The sequence below is a fragment of the Bacillus paranthracis genome (genome assembly GCF_001883995.1).
In the GTDB taxonomy this organism is placed as follows: Bacteria; Bacillota; Bacilli; order Bacillales; family Bacillaceae_G; genus Bacillus_A; species Bacillus_A paranthracis.
The window spans coordinates 38,209-63,596 of the sequence record NZ_MACE01000027.1; the positions used below are offsets into that span (position 1 = coordinate 38,209).

At 33.0% G+C, this 25,388-nt stretch carries 34 protein-coding genes and 1 pseudogene; 23 read left to right on the plus strand and 12 right to left on the minus strand.

The annotated features are described in order from the left end of the window. Positions 1-51: 51 nt before the first annotated feature. The 15 genes and pseudogenes from BAQ46_RS11770 to BAQ46_RS31045 all read left to right on the plus strand — a co-directional run bounded on the left by BAQ46_RS11770 (position 52) and on the right by BAQ46_RS31045 (position 12,166). On the plus strand, positions 52-663 hold the full coding sequence (locus BAQ46_RS11770) for a hypothetical protein (protein WP_001242156.1): 612 nt from the start codon (positions 52-54) through the stop codon (positions 661-663). 20 nt (positions 664-683) lie between these two features. Then, complete coding sequence (locus BAQ46_RS11775) at positions 684-1,931, plus strand: glutathionylspermidine synthase family protein (RefSeq protein WP_071741964.1); 1,248 nt, start codon at positions 684-686, stop codon at positions 1,929-1,931. A gap of 176 nt (positions 1,932-2,107) precedes the next feature. After that, positions 2,108-2,905, plus strand: a complete 798-nt coding sequence (gene aacC, locus BAQ46_RS11780) for a BA2930 family N-acetyltransferase (RefSeq protein WP_130776749.1) — start codon at positions 2,108-2,110, stop codon at positions 2,903-2,905. Positions 2,906-2,920: 15 nt separating this feature from the next. Continuing rightward, positions 2,921-3,610 (plus strand): phosphopantothenoylcysteine decarboxylase domain-containing protein, encoded by a 690-nt coding sequence (locus BAQ46_RS11785; RefSeq protein WP_071741965.1) that lies wholly within the window; start codon positions 2,921-2,923, stop codon positions 3,608-3,610. Between the two features lie 123 nt (positions 3,611-3,733). Beyond that, positions 3,734-4,207, plus strand: a complete 474-nt coding sequence (locus BAQ46_RS11790) for a tetratricopeptide repeat protein (protein WP_000400626.1) — start codon at positions 3,734-3,736, stop codon at positions 4,205-4,207. A gap of 12 nt (positions 4,208-4,219) precedes the next feature. Next, a pseudogene (locus BAQ46_RS11795) lies at positions 4,220-5,269 on the plus strand (hypothetical protein). Continuing rightward, positions 5,262-5,756, plus strand: coding sequence for an NUDIX hydrolase (locus BAQ46_RS11800; protein ID WP_000525962.1), 495 nt, complete (start codon positions 5,262-5,264; stop codon positions 5,754-5,756). Before BAQ46_RS11795 ends, BAQ46_RS11800 begins: the two are co-directional and overlap by 8 nt. A gap of 102 nt (positions 5,757-5,858) precedes the next feature. After that, entirely contained in the window at positions 5,859-6,368 is a 510-nt protein-coding gene (locus BAQ46_RS11805; RefSeq protein WP_061130987.1) for a ribonuclease FAU-1 family protein, read from the plus strand. A gap of 209 nt (positions 6,369-6,577) precedes the next feature. Continuing rightward, entirely contained in the window at positions 6,578-7,168 is a 591-nt protein-coding gene (locus BAQ46_RS11810) for a TetR/AcrR family transcriptional regulator (protein ID WP_061130988.1), read from the plus strand. Beyond that, the gene (locus tag BAQ46_RS11815) at positions 7,165-7,893 is read left to right on the plus strand and encodes a hypothetical protein (RefSeq protein WP_061130989.1); all 729 of its coding nucleotides are present in this window, start codon (positions 7,165-7,167) and stop codon (positions 7,891-7,893) included. Before BAQ46_RS11810 ends, BAQ46_RS11815 begins: the two co-directional genes overlap by 4 nt. A 228-nt stretch (positions 7,894-8,121) precedes the next feature. After that, entirely contained in the window at positions 8,122-8,877 is a 756-nt protein-coding gene (locus BAQ46_RS11820) for an ABC transporter ATP-binding protein (RefSeq protein WP_000218625.1), read from the plus strand. Positions 8,878-8,894: 17 nt separating this feature from the next. Continuing rightward, positions 8,895-9,881, plus strand: coding sequence for an aliphatic sulfonate ABC transporter substrate-binding protein (locus BAQ46_RS11825; RefSeq protein WP_071741966.1), 987 nt, complete (start codon positions 8,895-8,897; stop codon positions 9,879-9,881). Between the two features lie 16 nt (positions 9,882-9,897). Beyond that, a complete protein-coding gene (locus BAQ46_RS11830; protein WP_071741967.1) occupies positions 9,898-10,746 on the plus strand; it encodes an ABC transporter permease in 849 nt (282 codons plus the stop codon). Positions 10,747-10,822: 76 nt separating this feature from the next. Further along, on the plus strand, positions 10,823-11,935 hold the full coding sequence (ssuD, locus tag BAQ46_RS11835; protein WP_000422271.1) for an FMNH2-dependent alkanesulfonate monooxygenase: 1,113 nt from the start codon (positions 10,823-10,825) through the stop codon (positions 11,933-11,935). A gap of 138 nt (positions 11,936-12,073) precedes the next feature. Beyond that, entirely contained in the window at positions 12,074-12,166 is a 93-nt protein-coding gene (locus BAQ46_RS31045) for a putative holin-like toxin (RefSeq protein ID WP_001289320.1), read from the plus strand. A gap of 228 nt (positions 12,167-12,394) precedes the next feature. Here the strand turns inward: BAQ46_RS31045 and BAQ46_RS11845 are convergent, their stop codons facing one another. Beyond that, complete coding sequence (locus BAQ46_RS11845) at positions 12,395-13,216, minus strand: HNH endonuclease (protein ID WP_000189721.1); 822 nt, start codon at positions 13,214-13,216, stop codon at positions 12,395-12,397. Between the two features lie 149 nt (positions 13,217-13,365). On the opposite strand from BAQ46_RS11845, the gene BAQ46_RS11850 reads away from it, so the two are divergent. Continuing rightward, a complete protein-coding gene (locus BAQ46_RS11850; RefSeq protein WP_000837888.1) occupies positions 13,366-14,451 on the plus strand; it encodes an AI-2E family transporter in 1,086 nt (361 codons plus the stop codon). 241 nt (positions 14,452-14,692) lie between these two features. On the opposite strand, the gene BAQ46_RS11855 is transcribed toward BAQ46_RS11850, so the two are convergent. The 5 genes from BAQ46_RS11855 to BAQ46_RS11875 are packed head-to-tail and all read right to left on the minus strand — an operon-like array spanning position 14,693 to position 15,508. Then, positions 14,693-14,833 carry a YrzI family small protein gene (locus BAQ46_RS11855; RefSeq protein WP_000668488.1) on the minus strand — a complete coding sequence of 47 codons (141 nt, stop codon included), beginning with the start codon at positions 14,831-14,833 and terminating at the stop codon, positions 14,693-14,695. Positions 14,834-14,858: 25 nt separating this feature from the next. Then, a complete protein-coding gene (locus tag BAQ46_RS11860; RefSeq protein WP_000669815.1) occupies positions 14,859-14,999 on the minus strand; it encodes a YrzI family small protein in 141 nt (46 codons plus the stop codon). Between the two features lie 25 nt (positions 15,000-15,024). Continuing rightward, positions 15,025-15,168, minus strand: a complete 144-nt coding sequence (locus tag BAQ46_RS11865) for a YrzI family small protein (protein ID WP_000668983.1) — start codon at positions 15,166-15,168, stop codon at positions 15,025-15,027. Between the two features lie 28 nt (positions 15,169-15,196). Further along, on the minus strand, positions 15,197-15,340 hold the full coding sequence (locus BAQ46_RS11870; protein ID WP_000142725.1) for a YrzI family small protein: 144 nt from the start codon (positions 15,338-15,340) through the stop codon (positions 15,197-15,199). A 27-nt stretch (positions 15,341-15,367) separates the two neighbouring features. Next, a complete protein-coding gene (locus BAQ46_RS11875) occupies positions 15,368-15,508 on the minus strand; it encodes a YrzI family small protein (protein WP_000156179.1) in 141 nt (46 codons plus the stop codon). A gap of 440 nt (positions 15,509-15,948) precedes the next feature. Between BAQ46_RS11875 and BAQ46_RS11885 the strand changes: the two genes are divergently transcribed. From BAQ46_RS11885 to BAQ46_RS11915, 7 genes are all read left to right on the plus strand, one after another. Beyond that, a complete protein-coding gene (locus BAQ46_RS11885) occupies positions 15,949-16,542 on the plus strand; it encodes a DUF4825 domain-containing protein (protein WP_048557961.1) in 594 nt (197 codons plus the stop codon). Positions 16,543-16,556: 14 nt separating this feature from the next. Further along, positions 16,557-17,045, plus strand: a complete 489-nt coding sequence (locus BAQ46_RS11890; protein WP_071741968.1) for a DinB family protein — start codon at positions 16,557-16,559, stop codon at positions 17,043-17,045. Positions 17,046-17,170: 125 nt separating this feature from the next. Then, the gene (locus BAQ46_RS11895; RefSeq protein ID WP_071741969.1) at positions 17,171-17,551 is read left to right on the plus strand and encodes a GntR family transcriptional regulator; all 381 of its coding nucleotides are present in this window, start codon (positions 17,171-17,173) and stop codon (positions 17,549-17,551) included. Continuing rightward, complete coding sequence (locus BAQ46_RS11900) at positions 17,548-18,420, plus strand: ATP-binding cassette domain-containing protein (protein ID WP_071741970.1); 873 nt, start codon at positions 17,548-17,550, stop codon at positions 18,418-18,420. The genes BAQ46_RS11895 and BAQ46_RS11900 overlap by 4 nt, the downstream gene beginning before the upstream one ends. Beyond that, the gene (locus BAQ46_RS11905; RefSeq protein WP_000178193.1) at positions 18,417-19,088 is read left to right on the plus strand and encodes a DUF4052 family protein; all 672 of its coding nucleotides are present in this window, start codon (positions 18,417-18,419) and stop codon (positions 19,086-19,088) included. The genes BAQ46_RS11900 and BAQ46_RS11905 overlap by 4 nt, the downstream gene beginning before the upstream one ends. 36 nt (positions 19,089-19,124) lie before the next feature. After that, positions 19,125-19,604, plus strand: a complete 480-nt coding sequence (locus tag BAQ46_RS11910; protein WP_000502987.1) for a CcdC family protein — start codon at positions 19,125-19,127, stop codon at positions 19,602-19,604. 117 nt (positions 19,605-19,721) lie between these two features. Next, complete coding sequence (locus tag BAQ46_RS11915; protein WP_001259226.1) at positions 19,722-20,231, plus strand: 2'-5' RNA ligase family protein; 510 nt, start codon at positions 19,722-19,724, stop codon at positions 20,229-20,231. Positions 20,232-20,237: 6 nt separating this feature from the next. On the opposite strand, the gene coaW is transcribed toward BAQ46_RS11915, so the two are convergent. The 6 genes from coaW to BAQ46_RS11945 form a co-directional block, all read right to left on the minus strand. Next, a complete protein-coding gene (coaW, locus tag BAQ46_RS11920; RefSeq protein WP_061130995.1) occupies positions 20,238-21,068 on the minus strand; it encodes a type II pantothenate kinase in 831 nt (276 codons plus the stop codon). 93 nt (positions 21,069-21,161) lie between these two features. Continuing rightward, complete coding sequence (locus BAQ46_RS11925; RefSeq protein WP_048557957.1) at positions 21,162-21,560, minus strand: 3-hydroxyacyl-ACP dehydratase FabZ family protein; 399 nt, start codon at positions 21,558-21,560, stop codon at positions 21,162-21,164. 55 nt (positions 21,561-21,615) lie between these two features. Beyond that, on the minus strand, positions 21,616-22,815 hold the full coding sequence (locus BAQ46_RS11930; RefSeq protein WP_061130996.1) for an LL-diaminopimelate aminotransferase: 1,200 nt from the start codon (positions 22,813-22,815) through the stop codon (positions 21,616-21,618). A 180-nt stretch (positions 22,816-22,995) separates the two neighbouring features. Continuing rightward, positions 22,996-23,358 (minus strand): lipoprotein, encoded by a 363-nt coding sequence (locus tag BAQ46_RS11935; protein WP_046199223.1) that lies wholly within the window; start codon positions 23,356-23,358, stop codon positions 22,996-22,998. A 171-nt stretch (positions 23,359-23,529) separates the two neighbouring features. Next, positions 23,530-23,829 (minus strand): hypothetical protein, encoded by a 300-nt coding sequence (locus BAQ46_RS30035; RefSeq protein ID WP_001279503.1) that lies wholly within the window; start codon positions 23,827-23,829, stop codon positions 23,530-23,532. Between the two features lie 161 nt (positions 23,830-23,990). Next, positions 23,991-25,193, minus strand: coding sequence for an MFS transporter (locus BAQ46_RS11945; RefSeq protein ID WP_000269249.1), 1,203 nt, complete (start codon positions 25,191-25,193; stop codon positions 23,991-23,993). Positions 25,194-25,388: the final 195 nt, after the last annotated feature.

Below are 25,388 nucleotides of genomic sequence, written 5' to 3' on the forward strand. Positions count from 1 at the left end.
TAATAAAGGTATCTGGAAAAATATAGATAATAGAAATTAGGTGTATAACACATGAGAATGGATAAAAGTAAATTTATAAAAATTGCTACTTCAATAGGAGTGTCATCTTTTTTATTAACGGGCTGTGGCGATTATGAAGAAGATACTGCCCAGCAAGAAAGTACTGCTGTTAAAACAGATGGTGCAAAACAAGGAAATGAACAAGAAAGATTAAATTGTGATGATAAAGCTCCAACTAATGAAAATGTAGAAAAAGATGAGTTATGTAAGGAAAATAATCCGTCATTTTCTTCTTATCATGAAAATTCACATTTACCGATACTGCCGTTCGTTGCAGGATATTTATTAGCAAGCAGAACTTCAAATATGAATTATACAGTAAAACCGAATATAATGAAGAAACCGTATGCAAATAACATTATTCCATATCGTGAAAAAGACCAAAGTAGAACTGGAGGCAGCGGTGGTGGAGGGTATTACGGCGGAACTAACAGTAACAATAATAAATCTTCCAATAAAGTGGATTTAAATAAACAACAGCCAAATCCATCAAATAAAGTAACACCAGATACAAATACGCCGAAATCATCTACGACACAAACGCCGAAAGTGAATTCTGGTTCTAGTGGAATTGGGAACGCAAAAGCGCCAGCAGGATCCTAAAATGAAAGGATAATGGAGTAATGTATACAGAACAAGAACAGAAAGAGTATATGAAAGTATGGTTTTCACTTGCAGAAGAGGCTGGTCGGAATGGGTTTACTTGGCCGAGCCTATTAGAAAATGAAGAATGGAATCAATATATGGCAACAGGTATGTATCGTATGCCAGTAAAAACTTATACTGCTATTTCAAAAGCGACAGAAGAAATTATGTATGTGTTATATAGAACGTATCAATACATTCTCAATACGACAGAAGATTTTCAAAAATTAGGATTTCCAGCTGAAACGTGGGAAATTGCGAGAATGAAACATACAGGTTTATTTTCATATTTTACAAGGTTTGACTTTATCGTAAATGGTGAAGATATAAAGTTAATAGAAGTAAATTGTGATACACCAACAGGTTATTTAGAGCCATCTGTCGCAAATGAAGTATTATGCCGTTATCACGATGTAAATCATCCAAATCATATAGAAGAGCATATTGTGCGGGCGTGGGAACAAATTAAACATGACTATAGTATAGATCCTAGAGAAACGATTTATTTTACGAGTTATGATTGGCATGATGAAGACCATCAAACGGTTCAATTTTTAAGAAGCTATTGTTTAGATCAGTCAACGGATTATATAGGTATACAAGATATCGTCGTTGCAGATGATGGTATATATACGCCAAATGGTGAGAGAATTCATTATTTATATAGATTATATCCAATTGAATATTTAGTTTCAGATGCTGATAAAAGCGGGAAAAGAATTGGACTCCAGTTTTTAGATCATATAGCGCAAGGCAGAGTGAAAATCATTAATCCACCAGCTGCTTTTCTTATGCAAAATAAAAGTGTACTCGCATTAATTTGGCAACTTTACGAAGAAGAAGTTTTCTTTAAGGAAGAGGAGCGAGGAATCATTCAGAAATACTTCCTACCAACATATTTTACAAATAAACCGTTTATAGAAAGAAATGAATCCTATGTTTCTAAACCTTTATACGGCCGTGAAGGCGGAGGAGTATCTATATACGAAAATAATGAACTATTAGCTGAAGATAAAACAGAGTATTACTTTGAACAGCGGAAAATATATCAGCAATACATAGAAATGCCAGACTATACAATTGACACGTGGGACGGTCCGTATACTGGTAAACTATTAATTGGTTCACACTGTATTAGCGGGAGAGCTGCTGGTTTATTTTTACGTGTAGGTGAGAAAATAACAGGAAATTTATCGATGTTTACTGGAGTTACAATTGAAGGATAAATGAAACAAAGAGCTTATCATTTTTGGTGAGCTCTTTGTTTGCATATAGTGTTTTTATGTTTTTGATGTAACGCCTTCATTTTTTGCATAGATAAAATGATTAAGTTAAAAATTAAGAAAAATATGATAATATATGTATGTAGTAGTTTAAAACAAATGGGGGAACAATCGTGAAAATGAATGACATAGTGGCAAGTACGCAATTGCCAAATACAATCAAAACAATTACAAATGATTTAAGAAAATTAGGATTAGAAAAAGGAATGACAGTTATTGTACATTCTTCGTTAAGTTCCATTGGCTGGGTATCAGGCGGAGCAGTTGCAGTAGTAGAGGCGTTAATGGAGGTTATTACAGAAGAGGGAACGATTATTATGCCAACTCAGTCTTCGGATTTATCTGATCCGAAACATTGGTCAAGACCACCTGTACCTGAAGAATGGTGGCAAATTATTCGGGATAACGTTCCAGCATTTGAGCCACATATAACACCAACAAGGGCAATGGGAAAAGTAGTTGAATGTTTTCGTACATATCCGAATGTAGTACGTAGTAACCATCCATTAGGAAGCTTTGCTGCATGGGGAAGACATGCAGAAGAAATAACAGTAAATCAGTCACTATCGATGAGTTTAGGAGAAGAATCTCCATTAAGAAAAATATACGATCTAGACGGATACATATTATTAATTGGTGTTGGATATGATTCGAATACTTCTGTACATTTATCAGAAGTACGTTCTGGTGCATGTGAGTTAATAAAAGTAGGGGCACCTATTATAGAAAATGGTGAAAGAGTATGGAAAGAATTTGTTGATATGGATTACGATTCTGACAAATTTGTAGAAATTGGTGTAGAGTTTGAGCAAAAAGGAACCGTAACAATGGGGAAAATAGGAAACGCAAAGTGCCGTCTTATGAAACAACGTGATATAGTTGACTTTGGAACAGAATGGTTTCGTAAGAAAAATTAGTAAGGGATGGTTACGATGAAGGGGAAAAAGGTATTAATTACAAGCGGTGGTTGTTTAGAAAAATGGGATCAAGTACGCGGCCATACAAATATGGCAAAAGGAACAATTGGAAGAATAATCGCCGAAGAGCTTATAAGTAAAGGGGTCCATGTTATATATTTACATGGTTATTTTGCGGAGAAACCGAATGATATAAACAATCAATTAGAATTACATCCATTTGAAGGAATTGTTGATTTACAAGATAAAATGAAAAGTATCATTACGCATGAAAAAGTCGATGCGGTTATTATGGCAGCGGCTGGATCTGATTGGATTGTGGACAAGATTTGTGATCAAGAGGGTAATGTTCTTGATATGAATGGAAAAATCTCAAGTGATATAGCACCAATTATACATTTTCAAAAGGCACCGAAAGTATTAAAACAAATAAAAGAGTGGGATCCAGAAACTGTACTCGTTGGCTTTAAACTTGAAAGTGACGTAAATAAAGAAGAATTGTTTGAAAGAGCGAAAAATAGAATGGAAGAAGCGAAGGCGAGTGTAATGATTGCAAATTCACCACATTCTTTATATTCGCGCGGAGCAATGCACTACGTAATTGGACAAGACGGTAAAGGGCAGTTATGTAATGGAAAAGATGAAACAGCGAAAGAAATTGTCAAAAGGTTAGAGGTACTATGTAATCGCGTTACTGCTTCATAATTTCAAGTATTTGGATAAGAGTGAATCCGCATAGTATATATTGGTAAGCGAAACTTTTTGCTTTGATACAAACGTTAACCATTCAATATGGATACATAGAATAATTGGTGAGGAGTGAATTCTATGGAACATTTATTAAAGCAAGCTATTAAACTCCGGAAAGAAAAGAAATATGCGCAGTCTAAAGAGATACTCATTGGATTAACGAATTTTACGAGGGATGCAGAAGTACTTTATCAATGTGCTTGGATACATGATGTAATGGGGCTGGAAACAGAAGCTATGCCGTATTATGAACAGGCAATTGCAAACGGTCTTGAAGGTGAGTCACTTTGCGGAGCTTATATCGGCCTTGGTAGTACATATCGTTGTATAGGTGAGTATGACAAAGCAATTACTGTTTTAGAAACAGGATTACAGCAGTTTCCAGATAATGATGTGATGAAAGTATTTTTGTCATTAGCGAAATATAACGTAAACGATCATGAATCCGCGATGAAATTATTACTTGAAACAGTCGTAAAAGTAGAAGAAGTGAAAGAATTTGAACGTGCTATTTCATTTTATAAAGATCATTTAAATGAGGTTTTTAAATAGAGGAGTGAACATATGAGTGTCACACTTTCGCGAAGGCGAAAAGGTATATGGATTGGACTCGTATCTTTAATCTTGTTATCAAACTATTTATTATATGCTCTTCCGATTGTACCAGCTGCTCCGAAAGAAGTTGTCCTTGGGTCAATATTAGATTGTATGTTTGTAATTCCAATCATTACGTATTTCTTTATTATTCGAAAAAGGTACTCGTTAACGTATATATTTCCTGTTGTAATAGCTGGTTATATATTTGCAAGATTTATTATTCCAAGCGACTATTTACAAGCTTTTTCATACGTTTCTTATATTATAGTTGCAGGGGAAATTGCTTTTGTATGTTTTGAGTTATTCCTTCTATATAAAATTGTTAGAATGCTTCCTACAATAAGAAAAAAATATAAAGAATATAAAAGTGAGTATTCTTCATTTTCTTATGCAATTGATGCAGCGTTTGACACCACTATGAAAAGAAATAAATTAGTAGATATCATTGTAACAGAGTGTAAGTTAATCTATTATGCATTTTTATCGTGGCGTGAAAAAGTGCCAGAAGGTGAATGCGTATACTCATATCACAAAAAGACTAGTGCAATAGGTGTATATATTATGATCATCCATGCGACTTTAATAGAAAGTATCGGTTTTCATTATTTGTTTCATCAATGGAATCCAGTTGTAGCATGGGTGTTACTTATTTTAAACGTATATGCAATGTTTTATTTTTTAGCTGAAATACAAGCAATGCGTAAAAGTCCAATTATTGTTACGGAAGAACAGGTAATTATTCAAATTGGATTAGGGAAGAAAATCATTATACCGTTTACACAAATTGATAAGATTACGTTTTATAAAGGAGAACTTTAAAAAAAAGAGAAAGAGCTTCTTGACGCAACGGTGATGGAATTTATAAAGGAACCTCCAACATTTGAAATAATACTTAAAGAGCCAATAAAAGCACAATTGTTATATGGATTTTCTAAAACAGTAAGTCGCGTTCACTTAAATGTTGATGAGGAACGGAAATTTTATGATGCAGTTACCGAGAAATTAAAACATGGGTAATGCTATTAATTTTCATCGTGCGTTTGGTGTGTACGGTATTTGTATCGAAAATAATAATATATTAGTAATCGATAAATCAAAAGGTCCATATAAGAATAGATATGATCTACCTGGTGGGAGCTTATATGAAGAGGAGTCGCTGTTAGCGGCACTCCATAGGGAATGTAAAGAAGAAACTGGATTAGAAGTAAAGGTTATAAAGCAAGTAGGAACGGTTGATTTTCAATACCCTTCAAAGTTTAAAGATTATACACATGTACACCATATTGCAGTTTTGTATGAAGTTGAAAAGAGTGCAGGGAAAATCATAGTACCAAAACAATTTGAAGGTCAAGATTCTTTAGGAGCGAGATGGGTTTCTATAGAAAGCATTACAGAAGACAATTCATCTCCGCTTGTATGTAGTGCAGTAGAGTGGCTGAAAACAAATGAGCTTCCATTAGAAGTAAAAAAATATGAAACATGGACAGTGAAAAACTCCTTCTAAAATAAGAGGGAGTTTTTATTGTGTATTTGGAGACCAAACACTTCTTTATCACTATATAAATGGATATAATAAAGCTAGAAATAGCATAAGGGGAAACAAAGAATGAATAAATTACTAACACCAAAAAGTGAAATTATAGAAAGAAAAATAAGATATGACTCGACAACAGTAGAACACACTTGTTTATTACTTGAAAAGCAGTTGCAAAGTATCGTGCTATTTCATGAGGTTCAGTATTCATTTACAATGACTGCACATCTTGCGAGTTTAACAATCCCAAAAGGAAGTTACACCATTGCATACTATTGGGAAGATCGTCCGTACAATTTATACATATGGAGAGATAAGAATGGAACGTATTTAGGCTCTTATTTTAATGTTGTAAAAAATACGCAAATAACAGATGAACTAGTGTCATTTGAAGACTTAATTATTGATATTTTGGTACTTCCAAGTGGAGAATATTTTATTTTAGATGAGGATGAGTTGCCTGAGTCTTTAGAGGAGTTTGAGGATGGTTATGTGAATGAAGCTCTTAATGTATTAGAGGAAATAATTCAAAAGACGCTTCCTCAAATGATTGTAGAGACAGAAAGAGTCGGGTTAAACTAAATTGTAATCGATTTGAAAATAGAATACGTATTTAATGAAATTGAGTAGTCTCAAGTTATATAATCTAACTTTTTTGATAAGTCTAAGGTTAGATGTATATTTCTTGGGATTACTCTTTTTTTGTGGAAATTAATATTGACTGAATACAGTTCAGTCGTTTATGATTGAATCACATTCAGTCGCAGAAAAAACATAATAGGAGATAACATATGAAAAGAATATCGAAAGAACCAGATGTTAGAAGGCAAGAGTTGATGGATATTGGTTTTGAACTATATATGAAAAATGGTATGAAAGGATTTGGCATAAAAGATGTTGTGAATCATGCTGGTGTAGCAACGGGCTTATTTTATTATTACTTCAAGTCTAAAGAGAATTTTGTTGATGAAGTATTAAATGATTTTATTGTGAAAAATATGGAGTTAATTGAAGAAATACTTGTTTCTAATGAACGGTCTGTCATGCAAAAGCTGAAAGATTCTCTAAATATATTTTGGACATTTATCGAAAAATTAGCGCCTTATAAAAATGTGAGTTCGTTTCAGACGGAACAACATTTTCAACTGGAACAGAAATTATTTACGCGAATGCAGCCATTAATTCGACAAGTAATCGAAGAAGGGGTGAAAACTGGGATTTTTAATATTGATAACTCATTATTAGCATCAGGATTTATTTTATACGGTCTTAGCAGTATTGCTCATTCAGAGGTGAAGTTGAATCTAGACATGAAGCGAGAAATGGTTAATTTAGTATTAAATACACTACGATATGATCAAAGAGAAGGAGAATGTATATGAAGATTATGATCGATGGAAACAATATTTCGAATGAACAACTTACAAAATGGAAAAGAGAACGTATGAAAAAAGTTTTCAATACATTAGGACATAAAGAGCCAGAATTAAATGATACAGACGTTATGATAAAAAAACTAACAGAACTAAAATTAAATTATTCATACGATGAAATGTATGATAAGTTGAAGTCTAAACTTAAATTAAGTGAAATGGGTATGCGTATCGCTACAGTTTTATCTGGTAATAGACGAAAATTTTCAAAAACAAGTATCTATTTAGATGGGATTACAGCAGAAGAAGCGATAAATGGAATTGATAGTTTTATGCTTGAACAATCAGATGAAAATAATCAAGTGAATTTATCAGCCTGTCCAGATCACTACGTACTAAGACCCTTTGGGGAAAATGAATTGGAGGTTATCGAAACTACTGGTAATTCTCCATTTCCAGTTCAATTTTTTATTGTTTTTGGTGACGAAACAGGATTAAAGACACCTAGAGATAAGTCTTATCAATACCAATCAACAGGTGTTGCACGTATGAAAGACGGTACTACTATTGGTGGAGTTCGACATCAATTCAAAGATACAGATACTGGTATAGAAGTAAGTCTAGTTGTAGAGTTTCCGGCACTTTGTCCTAATAGTCTTATTGAATCGCATCAAATGCATTTGGCATGTGAGTTTTCTTATTGGTTACAGTGGATTAAGGAACATAAAAAATAATTTTTATATAAATAACAATAAGGGTATTTAAACGAATCATATATATATTTTTAATAAAACCTAGTTGACTTATCGGAAATATTTGTATAATATGTACTTAATTCTATTACGTATTGCTGATTGGAGAAACCAAAGGCATTTTATCTATTGATAAAATGCCTTTGGTTTTTTTATTACATAAATACTGAATCTATTCATTTAGATGAATCATTTCAAGGAGGGGAAGAAGTGACTGTTTCAATTAATGAGGTATCAAAATATTTTTCTAAGCAAACTGGTACTGTTCAAGTATTAGAGAATATTAATTTTCAATTAGAAAAAGGGGATTTTGTTACAGTAATTGGTCCGAGTGGTTGTGGAAAAAGTACATTATTAAAAATTATTGCAGGTTTAGACAACGATTTTGAAGGTGAAATCATTATTGATGGGGAGCGTATAACAAAACCGAGTAAGAAGCAAGGATTTATATTTCAAGAGCATCGTCTGTTTCCGTGGTTAACAGTTGAAGAAAACATTGCAGCTGATTTGTCATTAAAAGATAAGTATGTGAAGGATAAGGTAAAGGAATGGGTTAAAATTGTTCGGTTAGACGGTTTTGAAAAATCATATCCGAAAGAAATATCAGGCGGGATGTCACAACGTGTTGCGATTGCAAGAGCGTTGCTAAGAGATCCTAATGTATTATTACTTGATGAACCATTTGGAGCATTGGATGCATTTACCCGAAGTCATTTGCAAGAAGTACTGCTCAACATTTGGGAACAAAAAAAGACGACAATGATATTCGTTACACATGATATAGACGAAGCAATATATCTTTCAAACAGAATTGTCATCATGAGTGCAAAGCCTGGAAAAATACATAAAGTAATTGAAAATAATTTACCTTATCCGCGTAGTAAAACTTCGGAGTCATTCCAAGAAATTCGAAAGAAAGTATTACAGCAGTTTGAGTATGGAGGATTGATTCAAACAAGTTTATAGGGAGAGGGTGAATATTTATGTATAAAAAATTTAAAGTTCTTTCTTTTGCATTAGCTATTTCTTTCTTTTTATTCGGATGTGAGAAAAGTACAGCAAGTAGTAAGAAGGAAGATGTAACAGTACAAATTGGTATTCAGCAAGGATTAAGTCCACTATTACTCGCGCAGAAAAAGGGATGGTTTGAAGAGGAGTTTAAAAAAGAAGGAGTTAAGGTGAAATGGACAGAGTTCCAAAGCGGACCTCCTTATTTTGAGGCAATCGCATCAAATCGATTAGACTTTGGTGAAGTTGGCAATTCTCCAGTTATTTCCGCGCAAGCAGCAGGTATTGAATTTACCGAAATTGCTAATACAAGTTATGCGAGAAAAGGAACAGGGATTCTTGTACAAAAAGATAGCAAGATTACGAGTGTAAAAGATTTAAAAGGTAAAAAAATCGCAGTAGCAAAAGGAAGTAGCGCATTTAATTTATTGTATCGAGCGCTTGATAAAGAAGGTATCAATGCGAAAGATGTAAATGTTATTCAACTGCAACCAGATGAAGCGCAGCCAGCATTTGAATCAGGATCAGTAGATGCATGGGCAATTTGGGATCCTTTCATATCGTTACATACGGTAAATAAAGGAGCGAAGGTGATTACAGATGGTGAACAATTAAATGTATCTTCTCCAGAGTTTTTAATTGCGAGAACAAAATTTGCGAAAGAGCATCCAGAATTAGTGGAGAAATTCCTTAAAGTATATGAAAAAGCACGTGTATGGCAAGATGAAAACTTGGATGAAGCAATAAAAATATACACTTCTGCAAAGAAAATAGATGCAGATATTGTAAAAGAAGTGTTTAATCACGACAAACCCATCTTAGTTCCGGTAACGAAAGAAATAGTTGCAGAACAGCAACAGACAGCAGATTTTCAATATAAGCTTGGTTCTATAAAGAAAGAAATTAAGACAGATAAAGTTGTAGATAATTCTTTCGTAGAAAAAGCGTTAAAGGCGAAGTGAAAAGAGGTTGTATAAATTGGAGAATACGAAAGCGGTTATTAAAAGGGCGAGTATAACGATTGAGAAAAACAATGTAAAGAAAGTACAGAAGACGAATATCAAATTTTTGATAAGGGCAATTACTATACCGATTATTATATTAATAATTTGGCAATTGGCCGGCGTATTCGGTCTAGTTTCTAAAACAGTTTTACCAACGCCGCTAGATATATTTTTAGCTTTTCAGGAACTTATAAAAACAGGAGAGTTATTCGGTCATGTAAGTATTAGTGTATTCAGGGCTGCGGCTGGTTTCTTTATTGGCGGGAGTTTAGGAATTATTTTAGGAACAATTGTTGGATTTTCAACGAGAAGTGAGCAATATTTAGATCCGTCAGTACAAATGTTAAGAACTGTGCCTCACTTAGCTGTTGCACCGCTTTTCGTATTATGGTTCGGTTTTGGGGAAACATCAAAAGTGTTATTAATTGCAGATGGTGCATTTTTTCCTTTATACGTAAACGCGTTTCTAGGAATACGAGGTGTAGATTCAAAGTTATTTGATGTTGCGAGAGTGTTAGAGTTTAGTAAAAGAAAATTAATTACAAAACTAATTTTACCGGCAGCATTGCCAAACCTATTACTTGGGGCAAGATTATCATTAGGAGTAGCATGGGTGAGTTTAGTAGTAGCAGAACTTATGGGATCTACAGAAGGTGTTGGCTATATGATTATGGATGCAAGGCAATTTTCAAATACAGATATTGTATTTGTCGGTATTATTATCTTTGCATTTGTTGGGAAGTTTTCGGATTCACTCGTACGTTTACTAGAAGTGAAGTTTTTAAGATGGCGAGATAACTTTAAAGGCGAGATAGGAAATTAACATATAAATTATTAGGGGTAATTTATATAGAGTAGTTTAGTGTACGTTTCAAAATAAATAAGGGGTGTGTAAAGGTATGGAATTATTATGGTTTATTCCAGCGTATGGAGATGGACGATATTTAGGAACGACAAAACGAGGAAGAGCAGCTGAGTATGGTTATTATAAACAAGTTGCACAGGCAGCTGATTATTTAGGATATACAGGTGTGTTACTTCCAACTGGCCAAGGTTGTGAAGATCCATGGGTATTAGCATCGGCACTTGCAGCTGAGACAGAAAAGCTAAAATTTTTAGTAGCAGTTAGACCGGGACTAATGTCACCGACAGTTGCAGCAAGGATGGCATCTACATTTGATAGAATTTCAGACGGGAGGTTACTTATTAATGTAGTCGCTGGAGGAGATCCAGTTGAATTACAAGGAGATGGATTGTATCTTGAGCATGATGAAAGATATGAAGCAGCTGATGAGTTTTTAAAAGTTTGGAAATCGACATTGCAAGGTGAAACATTTTCTTTAGAAGGAAAACATATTAAAGTTACGGAAAGTAAAGTTGTGTTCCCGCCAGTGCAAACGCCATACCCTCCTATATATTTTGGAGGATCATCCGCTGCTGGAAAGGAAGTTGCAGCAGAACATAGTGATGTATATTTAACGTGGGGCGAGCCACCAGAGCAAGTGAAAGAGAAAATAGAGGAAGTAAGAAAGCTGGCAGAAGAGAAGGGGCGTTCAGTACGATTTGGCATCAGGTTACACGTAATTGTAAGAGAAACAGAAGAAGAAGCATGGGAAGAGGCAGAACGTTTAATTCAATATGTAGATAATGAAACAATTGAGCTTGCTCAAAAGACCTTTGCAAGATATGATTCAGTGGGGCAAAAACGAATGACACATCTAAATAAAGGAACAAGAGAGTCGCTAGAGATAAGTCCTAACTTATGGGCTGGCATCGGGCTTGTAAGAGGTGGTGCGGGTACTGCGCTTGTTGGAGATCCGCATACAGTAGCAGATAGAATAAAAGAATATGAAGCGTTAGGAATTGATACGTTTGTATTATCGGGATATCCTCATTTAGAAGAGGCATATGAAGTGGCAGAACTGTTATTTCCTTTATTGAAAGAAGATAAGAAACAAGAAAATAAAATTGTTGGTGAAATGATAGCTGATGCATATGCATTAAAAAAATAGTGAGAAAAAACCCGCAAGTAAATCACTTGCGGGTTTTCATCGTAAACTATCAGAAAATATGGTAAAATTAAATAGTAACTTAAGGTACGGTTGGTTGTTCAATTATCACTTCTCCAAGTAGGAGGGGGGTGATAATAAGTGAGTGAAATAGCGTTGTTACTGCAAGGTGGACTGTTTCTCGTTGCACTGTTAACATTCGTCGTCGTTTTAATAGACAAGCTCAAAAAATAACAACCCACCTATGCCAATAGAATGTGGGTTGTTTTGTTTGTAAGAAACAAATAGGATAAATGAACAATCCAATCTGCTAAGTTACGTGGACTAGTGTGTAGCCGCACACTAGTCTTTTTTATTTATATACAATTTATAATTGGTTTATGTGATTGTATTGTTCTTTTCATACTTATTATAACACAGTGTCTTTTCATCAAGAAAGGAGACCGTATGTTCTGTTTCTAATTAAATAGAAGGTGACTTTTCTTTAAAGAGCCCGTCCATATACTGTTTTAAAGTTTGAACGTAAAATTTTTGCTTATTTACATCATTTACGCCGACAATTGGTGATGGAAGTTCATATCTCTTTTCTGATAAATGAACGACAACATCAAAAATATCAAATAGACGAATGAAACAGAACAGGCCATCTTTATCACTTAATAAAATAAAGTAATGGTTTTCACTATTTGTATTTAATGTATTCCATAAAGAACTTTTGCTTAAATCACGAACAATGCTCTTTTCTTTTAATTCCATGAAGTCGGCATTCGATAGGATGCTAGAAATATCAATCGCATCTGGATCTTCAAAATAGCCATCGACTGCTTGTACAGCGAAAGTATAAGCCATTTTTAATACACTCATTTTATACTTACGGTTATCTAAAAGTAATTCCCGTTGAATAGAGCTAGCTACTTTCGTTACACGTTCTTCTTTCCAGATTTCGTTATGTAGTGAAATATCGTGCTTTTTACATAGTTTCATAATTAATGCATTGGAATAAAGTATTTCGTCACTTACTTCAACAACATCTGTCTCAGCGGCCGCAAGTTCCTCACCATGCTCATTCGTATAGAGCGGGGAGTCAATCTGTTTTTTCATATGTTCAATCTTAAACTGACTTAATTTATGCCGAATTAAGGGGCGATCAATATTTGTTGTCATTTGTTCATAACAAGTATCACAAATTGAGTTTGTGAAATAATATCCACATAATATTTCTGGGATGACATATTGTTCACTAAGTTCTTTCGTATCTTTTCTGCAAATGATGCATTGTGTCATTTTTATCACCTTTACCTGCAAATTTGTATGTAATCTCATTGTAGTGTATTTATTGGTATTTTGGAATATTGTAAAGGAAAATATTATGTGAAATTGTTACTTATTTTGGTACAATGAAGAGAAGTGCTAGTTTAAAGGAGGACGTTTTTTTGAAATCGAAAGTGCACTTTTGGACATTAGAAGTGCTAATGGTTGTAGCGATCATATTTATTTGCACAAAAATATCGTTTCTATTTCAACCGATTGGTATCTTCATATCAACGCTGTTTTTCCCAATCTTAATCGCGTTATTTTTATACTTCATATTTAATCCGGTGTTAGTCTTTTTAGAGGAGAAAAAAGTACCTAGAAATTTAGCGATTTTACTGTTATATCTTTTTATCATAACATTAACTGCGGTTGGCGTTGGGGTAGTTGTTCCAACGATCTCACAACAGCTAATGGATTTAGTGAAAAATATGCCAGGCTATATAAAAGAGGGAAAACTATACATACAAGATTTATCCCATCATAGATTGTTTGAATGGTTATCTACACAAAATTATGTTTCCATTGAAACAATTGAAAAAAATGCAATTGAATACTTAAAGGATATACCAAACACAATTACGTCGAGTGCAACGGCTTTATTTGGTATCATAACGAACGTCGCATTAGTTATTTTTACAGTACCGTTCATTTTATTTTATATGTTTAAAGATGGACATGCGTTTCCAGGAAAAGCAGTAAGCTTATTACCAGAGTCATACCGTGAAGAAGGGCTTCGTATCATTAAGGAAACGAACGAAACATTATCTGCATATATTCAAGGACAAGCGCTCGTTTGTATATTTGTAGGTGCTTTTACTTTTATCGGTTATTTAATTATCGATTTACCGTACGCTTTTGTTTTAGGAATTATAGCTGCATTTACAAATATAATTCCTAACTTAGGCCCATTTATCGGTGCAGCACCAGCTGTTATTGTAGGTTTGTTCGTATCTCCGATGCAAGCGTTGTACGTAATTATTATCGTAACAATTGTACAACAGTTTGAAAGTAACATCATTTCACCGCGTATTATGAGTTCAAAATTAAATATCCATCCGTTAACAATTATTATTTTAATTTTAGGGGTAGGTAACTTTGCGGGAATTATTGGAATGATCTTGGCGGTGCCAGTGTACGCAGTAACGAAAACAGTTGTATCGAACTTAGTGAGACTGTTTAAGACGAAACGAAGTAATCGAAAATAGTATATGTTGAGAAAGATACACCACTTTTTAAGTGGTGTATCTTTTGTTTATTAATCAATGTTAAAAAGTGTACGAATGCAATTTTATTATATATTTATTACATATCAAATAAAACGGTAAAGTTGTATGATATAGCCCCCAATAAACTATGTGGAATCCCTCTGAACTATCCAAATCATTTCCTTACAACGTGCTATCAACATCATAATCGACTCCTTTCAAGTTTTATATTTTTAAAGGATTATAGGTGAGTGTAGTATTTGCTTCTACGATCTCGAATTTCGTCCATAATCTTTTTGTATTGTTGCTCTTGTTTTAATTCATCTTCAGAAAAGATTTCTTTCTGGATTGTAATTGTTAAGAAGAAAAGATGAAACTTCATGATACATTCCTCCTTTCGAAAGGAATTATAGATGGCTACAGTAGTGACTTTGACGTTCTTTTACATCTTCCATAGCTTTATTAATTTGATGGTCATGCAATACCTCACTGTCCGAGAACTTAGTTTTTTGAATGGTAATCGTTAAAAAGAATACTTTAAATTTCATTAGATAAAACCCCTTTATAATTGATTTAGAAAAGACGGCTGTAATAAGAAGCTTGACGCTCTTTTACTTCGTCCATAATAGTTTGAATGTGTTGCTCACGTAAAATCTCACTTTGAGAAAGCTTACGTTTTTGAATGGTGATAGTTAAAAAGAATGCTTTAAATTTCATGAAGGTATTGCTCCTTTAAAATATATTTTTAATACATATGCGTATAATATGAACTTTTAATGTCAGTCATTTTATCAGTCAGTTGTTTTATTTGTTGTTTACGAATGATTTCACCTTCAGATAAAGTATTTTTCTGAAGTACAGTCGTAAAAAAGAAAATATGAAAAGTCATAAATGAATTCCTCCTTTCGAAAAGGAATTACATGTGATCACAATAAAGTGCTTGGCGCTCCTTAACATCATTCATAGCTTTTTCAATTTGCTCATTATGAAACATTTCATCTTTAGAAATTTTATTTCTTTGAATCGTAATACTTAAAAACAATACGCTAATAGTCATCGAATGTTGCTCCTTTCTTTAAAAAATAATGTAAGAGACTAAAAAATCGCACAAAAAAGCCACAGGAAGATATAGTTCTCCTATGGCAGGGCGTGAAAAAGCCACAGGAAAGCATACGACCTCCTGTGGCGAATTTATGAATTAATCGAAATAATGTACGATTTTCAATTCTCCATTAGGGTGGTCGAATTCATATTTAATTGTCCAGAAAACACAGGTGCAGTTAACGCTAAAGTTAAAGCATGTAATTGTAATTTCATCATTTCCTTCGACCTCCTTTTAGAATATTTTTCTTACGTTAGTAAGTATATACAATTAATGGATAATTGTAAACATAAAAAATGAAAATTTTTAATTTTGATTAAAATGCGTATATTTTAAAGGGTTTTGAGAAGGTGTATTGTAATTAACGAAATATCGATAAAAATGGGGGATGCTAAATGAAATATATGCATCGTAATGTAGTTGTTATGCTAACAATTTTTTTATGTATTACTGCTTGTTCTAGCGGAGAAAGAATAAAAGAAATATCTGATGTTGAACCTGGTGACTTTAAGCAATATGCTGGGACATATGTTGGGAATAACTCAGATGTGGTTGCAATTGTTAATCGTTTACCCGGTGGTGAAACATTTCAAAGTGTAAGTTTAGAGAATGAAAGTATAAAGGTGAACTATGGTACAAAAGGAAATGGAACTTTGACAGAAGACATGGTTGAGACGTATTGGTTTGATGGTAAGGATACGATGGAGAAGAATTTTCTCTTTAACGTTATTTATTTAGCGATTTTAGTACCAAATGCAAAAGGTTACGAGTTGCAAGTAGAAAATAAAAATTTCACGATAAAAAGAGAAGAAATACTATCAATCCTGTATGAAAAGTTTGATAATTTCCCAAAAGAAAATGATATATGGGATAAAAAGAAAGTAGTAAAGTTTCTTAACGAAAATAACGAAGAAATTACAATGCTTATGAATGATAAAGAGTTTAGGAATGCTTTATTTGTAAAGTATCCAGTACAGCAGTTGAAATGATGGGAGGAAAATAGGTGGAGTTAGTATATAAAATTACTTATCATCGAATGCAAGATCATTATTTACCTAAGTTAATACAGGTAATTAGCTTCGTTAGTGAAGAAGATTTATGGAAACAAGGGGATTCTGTGAATTCAATTGGTGGAATCGTACTACATATTTGTGAACATATACAGAGAAATACTAGTCGTTATAAAAATCCAAATATAGTCTTTGAAAAGGGAATTGAGGAGTATTTTCCAGTAAAGCGACAACGTACTGAACTTTTGCTACAGTACGTTGAAGAAGTATTTGATGAATGGGGAACAGAATATATACAAGCATGTGGAGAAAAAAGACATATTGACCTTCATAGTTTATTACATTTAGTGGAGCACACAAGTTATCATTTAGGGCAAGTTGTAGATCGTACAAAGTCTATAAAGGGACAACAATTTAATTTTTGTCAAAATGGTATAAATGAAAAGAATTTAAAAATTAGAGTTGAAACTTCAAAATTTTAGAAAGAGAGTCATTCTTAAACGAATGACTCTCTTTTTTTATAAAAGAAATTTATGGAAATATACATTTTTATGTGATATGGTTAATTACATAAGTAATGAACCTATGAACCTAAGGTGGTGAAATTATGAAACCTACTCTGGAGCAAAATAAATTAATATACTTGCAAATTGCAGAAACGATTGAATCTGATATTTTAAAAGACATATTACTTGAAGAAGAACAAGTTCCATCAACAAATCAATTTGCGAAGATGTTACAAATAAATCCAGCTACTGCAGCTAAAGGGGTAAACGTATTAGTGGATGAAGGGATTTTATATAAAAAGAGAGGGATCGGGATGTTTGTTGCAAAGGGAGCGAAAGAAGTTGTATTTAAAAAAAGACAAAATACTTTTATGACCGAATATTTACCTAAAGTGTGGGAAGAAGCGAAAGTATTAGAAATATCCAAAGATGAATTGATGGATATGATTCAAAAAATTACGAAGGGGGGGAACGAGGGATGATTGCACTTGAAACGAAAGATATAACGAAAAAATACAAAAAGAAAGTAGCAGTAAATGAAGTAACGATTTCATTGGAAGAGCATAAAATATATGGTTTGCTCGGTAGAAACGGAGCAGGAAAAACGACACTATTAAATTTACTTGCAGGTCAAATTACTTCAAGTAGTGGTAGCGTATCTGTATTTGGTGAAAATGTATTTGAAAATAGTAAAGCAATGCAAAATATTTGTTTTATTAGAGTAAAAGAAGAGGCACATTTAAGCTATAAAGTAAAAGAAATTTTTAAGATGTGTAGCATGTTTTATAAAAATTGGGATGGAGCTTATGCTGAAGAACTGGCAGATAAATTTAAGCTGAATATGACAGAGAAATACCATAAACTATCCCATGGTATGCAAACAGTCGTAGGAATTATTCAAGGATTAGCAAGTAGAGCACCAATTACTATTTTTGATGAACCAACTACAGGTTTAGACGCAGCACACCGTGAATTATTTTATAGTCTACTACTAGAAGATTACGGTGAGTATCCACGAACAATTATATTATCAACACATTTAGTAGAAGAAGTAACCCATGTGATTGAAGATGTGATAATCATAAAAGAAGGAAGATTAGTTGTTCAATCATTGGTGGAAGATTTATTACAACAAGTTCAGATTATTTCAGGGCAAAAGGATAAAGTGGACGAGTTCTTGATCAATAAAAAAGTATTAAATCGAGAAGTTTATGGAAATAAGGGTATTGCTGTTATATGGGAAGAACTTTCTAATGAAGATTATTACTCTCTTGAAAAAGAAGGTTTAGCAATTGATAGAATTACATTGCAAAAATTATTTATTCATATAACTGGTGGTGAAGTGAAATGACGATGTTAATGAAGCAGTTAAAGTTACATATTAATTTTCATTATAAAGCAATTTTAATATTTTGGATTGTAGCCTTATTAATAAAAGGGGCTTTAAATGCTGCGCATTTAAATGGAGTGAACATTGGTTATTTACCCGAAATTATAAATAACCCGTCAATAGCAATTATGTTGTTTATAGTAGGGAGTGTTTTCATCATTCAAGATGAGCTATTTCGTTTAGCTGTTTCATTTGGTGTAACGAGAATTCAATATTTCATCGGAGCAATTTGTTATATCATCTTGCAATCCGCAATGTTTTCGTTTCTTCAAATAATGCTTTTACAAGATATAAAATATAATTTAGTAAATGTTAGTTTTGGGGAGCAATCGGTGCAACAATTTATTTTGCAATTTTTATTTTATGTTACAACAGCATGTTTCTTTCAAGTGGTAGTAGTTTTTAAACAACGATTTCAGTGGATCGGTCTTATGATTGGTGGGACCCTTTTCTTATCAACAAATAGTGTACTTTATGGAGAAGCAGGGGTAACCAATTTATTATTTACGAGTGATGGATCTTTAGTAAATATACCGTATTTTACTGTTATTTCAATTGGATTAACTGTCCTTTATATCATAACTAGTAGTATATTTATTCGTAAAGTATCATTCGAAAAAACGATTTGAAATATTATTAGATTACTATAGAGAGAAGGATAGCAAATGGGAGACACATCTTCACTCATTACAGTCTTTTTAGGCATTGCACTATTAATATTCTGGCGTCGTTATCGCTCCATGCATAAGCCAATAAAGGGATCAGGAAAACGTATTTTATGGCCGTTATTATTTTTAACACCAGGTGTTGTATGGTTTTTTGGTCCAGTACATCCAGCTATATTACAAGTAGTTATAGCGGTATTCATTGGGGTACTTTTCTCTGTGCCGCTTATAGTATTAACAAATTATGAACGAAGAGATGATGGGAATATTTATACGAAAAAAAGTGCTGTCTTTTTAATTACTTTTATTGCACTTGTCGTTTTAAGATATGGTTCAAGACAATTTATTGTAGATTTAGATCAACAAACGGTTGGTTTATTATTTTACGTAGTTGCAGTATCGTATATCATTCCGTGGAGAATTGCTTGTTATATAAAGTTTAGGAAAGTTTGGCGGGAAAATAGTAATCATACTATATGAAAACTTCTCATTTGAGAAGTTTTTTATTTTTATAGGTAAGTAAAATAATTTGTTGAAGTGCAAGATTGTTATAGAATATGATACATATTAAAATAAGGAAAAGTAGAGGGGATAAAAATGCGTACAATTTTAGTTTTTCTCAATAATATGTCCATCGATAAAATAGAGAACATTAGACAAAAACATGATCCTTTATTTGAATTAATTCCACCGCATATAACAATTGTATTTCCATTTAAGAGTGATATTTCAAATGATGAATTAAAATCTCATATTTTGAATTTATCAAGAGGGGTAGGCAAAATTGAAATTGAATTTGCAAATTGTATCACTCATGTAAGAAACTATTTGTTTTTAGAAGTGGAGCGGGGGAAAGAACAAATAACTAAACTACATGATATCCTGTATACAGGACCTTTATTACAATTTTTGAAAGAAGATATTCCGTACATACCGCATGTAACAGTCGGGAGAAAAGAAAGTGCGGAGTTAGCTGCTGAAGTAGCCAAGGATATTCATAGTTTCCCTGAAAAGTTACAATGTGTAATTGATAGAATTAGTGTAGAGCGAATTGGAGAAAAGGGGGAATCAATTATTGAATTTGAAGTACCGTTGCAAAAAAGCTGACAAAAGTCAGCTTTTTTTATTCGTAGCATAAAGTAAAGCACCAATCGCACCGCTATTACCACCATCTCGTAAAAAGATGGGTGTTTTATTTTGGTATTTTGTGTAGCTACTAATAATATTTTGAAGATGTATGTTATTACATAGAGTTGAACCAATATAAATAATATGGTCAATGTTTTTTGTTTCGGCGAATTGAAGGCTTAATGCAGTAACGACTTCACCGACAAGTCCTTGTACAGTAGCAAGTATATCTGAGCTATTATAATTTGATTCTATAGTAGCGGCTTTGCCAAAATTGCTTGCAGTTAAACTATTATCAATAGGGGAGAGAATACCACCATAAATATCTCCAACCGTAATATCTAGTTTTTTTCTAGTTCCTACTTTTGTTAAAGGGATCACATCTTCAAAATGATCTAGATTTGTTAATAATTTTGAAAGTCCCATGATAGTACCACCGCCAACACCAGTTCCGCCAGCTCGAATATATTGGTCATTATAAACGTAATGAATAGAAGTACCTGTACCGATATTTGTTAAAATAAAGTTGTTTATATCATACTTCTCTTCTTTTAAAATGTATCGGACGCCTATAAGAGTAGCTTCAAATTCATTTAGTTCTACTATTTTATATGAGTTTGAAAGTAGTTGCTGTAATTCTTTCGCTTTACCACCTGTAATACATATTTGCTTTTTACCAGTGTTTTTCTTAAGCCAATCTATTATTTTATCTTGTTCATTTGAATAAAATTTTTCAAAAGCTAATTGCCTTTGTTCATCCAAATAAGCAATTTTCGTTAATGTGCCTCCAGCATCGATACCAATAGTACTTTCCATTTGTCTGCTCCTAACCAAGTGATTTATTTACTCTGTTCATGTTGATGAAACGAATTTTTAGGAGATAGACACCCCCGTTGAATTACATGATTTTTATTCTGCTTGATATATTAATAGCTTTTCTATCGTTACAATCGGTTGATTATTAACAGTGGCGGTACTTTTACCTAGTAGAAAACCTCGGCGATTGCGAGTTAACTCATAATGCAAATTAAGTTTATCACCGGGATATGCTTTTTCATGGAATGTAACCCCATCTAACGAGGAAAGGAAGCCTAGTCCGTTAGAATCACTTGTATGTACAAATGCACTAAGCTGAGCAAGTGCTTCTACAATTAACATATGAGGCATATGTTTTTGACTATCATTTATAAACCATTCGTTATTTGTAATGAGTTTATATCCTGTAACGGATTCACCTTGTTTTACATTTGTTACTTTATCAATCATTAAAAATGGATAACGATGAGGAAGAGTGTCTTTAATATGCATTTAAGTACCTCCAATGAATAACTCCCCTGCTTATAGTTAAGCAGGGGAGTTATCATTAATTTTTAACTAATTCTTCTGCTTTTTCAAGAGAAAAAATGCCACTATTTCTAATGTTTTCAACAACTTGTTGTAACACTGCTTTATCTTGAACGAGTGCAATGCGTACAAAGCCTTCTCCGTGAGGTCCAAATGCATGACCTGGCGTAACAACGACATTCGCACGATCCATTAATGCATATGCGAAATCTATAGAAGTCCAGCCGTTCGGAATTTCGGCCCAGACGAACATACTGCCAGCTGGTTTTTCAACATGCCAGCCAAATGTTCGGAACCCATCGACTAAAGTATCTCTACGTTCTTGATAAATACCACGGTTTTTCTCACAAAAAGCAGCACCATTTCTTAGTGCAGCACATGCCGCTTTTTGAATTGGTAAAAATACTCCGTAATCTGTATTAGATTTAAATTGTGTAAGTGCCCCGACAATTTCTTCATTACCAATCATATAACCAATACGGCTACCTGCTAAACTATAACTTTTTGACAAAGAGTTAATTTCTACGCCAACTTCTTTAGCACCAGGCACAGAAAGGAAGCTAATTGGTTTATTACCATCAAAATAAAATTCAGCATAAGCAAAATCATGGACAACAATAATGTTATGCTTTTTCGCAAATGCGATTACTTCTTTAAAGAAATCTTCATGAGCCATTGCTGGAACCGGATTCCCTGGGAAGTTTAAAATCATCATCTTCGCTTTATCTGCAATTTCTTCAGGAATTAGCTCTAAGTTAGGTAAGAAATCATTTTCTTTTTTTAAAGGCATGTAGTAAGATGTTGCTCCAGCCATTTGAATTCCTGTTTCATAAGCTGTATATCCTGGGTCAGGAACTAATATAATATCTCCTGGATTCGCATAAACCATAGGTAAATGAACGAGTCCGTCCTGTGACCCCATTAATAATAAAACTTCTTTATCGGCATTTAATATAACATTATGAGTGTTGTTGTAATATTCAGTTACAGCTTCGTGAAATTCTTGAATACCACTTAATGTGTATCCATAGCTTTCTTTTTGATTTGCTGTATGTACCATTTCTTCTCTTACGAAATCAGCAGGTGGCATATCAGGATTCCCGATACTTAAATCGATCATTTTGTGACCTGCTGCAATTTTTTCTTTTTTATAGGCCCCTAATTCACTAAATATAGAAGATTGGAATGCTTTCATTCTAGTTGCTAACGTGTAAGTCATCAAAACCCCTCCTAAAAAACAGTGTTTTCTTCCTGCGTTTTTAATTATTCTGAAAACACATGCTTACATTTTATCACTTTTTTGTGAAAATTAAAATGATTGACAAATTTAGAGGGAGGATAAAGAGATGGAATACAAAATAACGCAGAAAACATTTTCTGCGTTTGATATGAAGTGTAATTATTTCTTTTTATATGTACATAATTTTTCCACTGCATAAAAGTATACGTTTAATTTGCCATCGACAACTTTTAAAGTTTGATCTGATGTAAATGAGTTACCATAATCAATGTGATATACATTAGAATCCTTAACAAATGAGCCTTTGTATAAGTCTTCTTTTTTCTTCGTTGTTTGCATCTCTACTAAATATTGAATGATTTTTTCTTTCTTTTCTTCTTTTACAACTGTTTCAAATTTATACGATATAGGACAAAGACCGTTTTTGTTGTCAACGACTTCCCAAGTGCCGTATATGTCATTATTGCTACATCCACTGAGTAGTATAATGAATAATGGAATAAGTAATAGAATCTTTTTCATTTTGTACTCCTTTCTTTGCATTTTCAATAAACGTGCGAATACGATACGAACATTGTAATAAATAAAGTTTAAATTTTTATAAAGAATTATTTAATTTCATATAAAAATTTAGGGGGGGATTGAAAAAGCATGAATCTAGTGTAAAGTCAGATTCATGCCGAGTACAATAGTTTATGTGATGTTTCTTTTGAGGAAGAATAAAGAGGAAAGTAGGATCACAATTCCATTTAAAATATATACAATTGCAACAATAAAGGCTAATGTACCTGCGACAAATCCAGCTTTATCAAATATAGAAGCGAATGCTGTGGTAGTCAAAAAGACAAGGGGAGTCAGTAGTGAAAATATAAAACCTGCGACAATTCTTCTTTTAAAGTTATGCTGAGAAAGGAAAATGGCTAAAAAGTTTAGGATGCTAAACATAACTATTACAAAAATAAAGATAATAAATAATTGCATACCATCAGACATTCCTACACCGCCTTGTTGTAGATAATAGTTTATATAATGTATTCGAAGGTAAGAGTGTTTACTCCTTTTAATAATTTCAATAAACGTAATAAATAAGATTATATAAAACAAAGAAGCATGGATTAGTTTAATACTACTAAATCCATGCTTCTTTAATTATGTTATAAATTCGCAGATTGCGAAGGTTGTTTTTCATACTGTTTCTGTTTAGATAGCGATATGAAGATAATGAATAATGAAATAACACCGAAAATAAGAACCATATATTGCAATCCAATCGTATCTAAGAAGAAGCCTGTGCCAAGTAAGACAATTTGGAACATCACTCTCTCAAACATATTACGGAATGAGAAGAGTCGGCCGTGATAGTTCTTTTCCACTTTCGTTTGGAAAATTGTTGACATAATAGGGAAGAAACAACCAACACTAAAACCAAACAACCCAAATGATGTAAGAGACATCCATTTTATATCGCTAAAGAACAATGATAGATGTGCAAAAGCGGTACAAACAGCGAAGAAATATAGTAACTTTTCAGGTTTGAAATGATCAGATAAACGTTTAATAACGAAGGCACCTAACATAAATGCGATACCTTCAATCGTATATATAAAGCCTTTAATCGTTGGATCATGTTGCATTTCGCTAATATTAATTACCATTAAATTAAATCCAGCTATAAATAATAGAGGGATAATACTTAATATAAGTGCTGTGAAAGCAATCGGAATTCCTCTTAAAATACGAAATACTTCCATAAAGCTATTATCTTTTGCCGCTTGCTTACTAGGTGTTGTTGATTTCTTATCTTCGAATTGTAGGAAGAAAGTTGAGAGGAATAATAAAGCATATGCTGCCATTGAGAAGGCGTACATATATTGTAAACTCATTACAACTAAAAGAATTCCACCTAGTGAAGTACCTGCAATACGAGCGATTGTACCTACATTCATATGTACACCGTTCATTTGTAATAACTCATGCTCACGTACGATGAGTGGAATTACAGATTGTAATGCAGGGAAATAAAATGCTGCTGAAATTTGAAGCGCAACCATAAATGCAATCATAAAGGCGATACTTTCAAATTGGATAGCGAAAAACATAAAAATAACACTAATAACACGACCAAAACCAGCATAAAGAAGGACTTTTTTCTTTTCATATTGATCGATGATACGACCAGCCATAGGTCCCACTAGAACACCTGCTAATAGCCCGATAAACAATATAACTGATTTCATGAAATCAGAAGGGACATATTTTTGCATAAATTCCAGGTTGCCAAGAATTCCAAGCCATAGCCCTAAACCAGCAATAAACTCCCCAATTAAAACAATCCAAACATTTTTGTTACGCCACATAATATAAAACCTCTCCGTCTTTTAAAATGAAAAACTCGTATATAAAACCTCCTTATTTTATGTATTATTTTTAACGAACTTTTTTAGAGTCAGAGTCTATATTACGTGTTTCATGAGTGGATTTCAATTTTTTTGATTTGTCAAAAAATCGATTCGTTAATTGATAAAATAAGCAAATCAAAATGTAAATACTAA